1 protein-coding gene is annotated in these 701 nt (G+C 49.2%); it reads left to right on the top strand.

Annotation, left to right across the window (positions count from 1 at the left end):
* Positions 1-655: thiamine pyrophosphate-dependent enzyme (locus R7Q11_RS26385; protein ID WP_263857204.1), on the top strand; the 655-nt coding region annotated here is incomplete at its 5' end.
* Between the last annotated feature and the right edge of the window lie 46 nt (positions 656-701).

Below are 701 nucleotides of genomic sequence, written 5' to 3'. Positions count from 1 at the left end.
GTTGAAAATTCAAGGCAATCACGAAGCGGCTCTGGTCATGTGTGGCGACGGTGGGACATCCAAAGGAGATTTTCTCGAATCCATCAACTGCGCAGGGACATGGAACATTCCGTTGGTTTTTGTGGTGAATAACAACCAGTGGGCGATTTCTGTACCACGCAGTTTGCAATGCGCGGCGGAGTTTCTTTCTGAAAAAGCAAAAGGCGCTGGCATTCCAGGGATTACCGTCGATGGCAACGACGTTGTTGCTATGTATGACGCTACCATGACCGCATTAGAGCGAGCACGAAAAGGCAAAGGGGCGGCACTGATCGAAGCGGTAAGTTATCGCCTAAGTGACCACACCACCGCCGACGATGCGACGCGTTATCGTAATGCAGATGACGTTCAAACCGCATGGCAATTCGAGCCCGTGAGCCGACTAAAAACCTTTTTGATCAATCAAGGTGCTTGGAGCGATGAACAAGAGCAACAATGGCAAAGCGACTGCAAGGAACAAGTCGAACTCGCGGTTGAACGCTACCTAAACTTGCCTCAACAAGCGCCTGAAACTGGATTCGATTACCTCTACGAATCGCTTCCTCAAGAGCTTCACGCTCAACGCGATGAATTGATCAATAAAGCAATGCGAATGCAAGGAGGCAAACATGGCTGAACTTACATTAGTTGAAGCAGTAAACCTCGCTCTGCATCATGAAATG

The organism is Vibrio sp. 970, from assembly GCF_033339075.1.
This window is presented reverse-complemented; position numbering and strand designations above follow the sequence as displayed.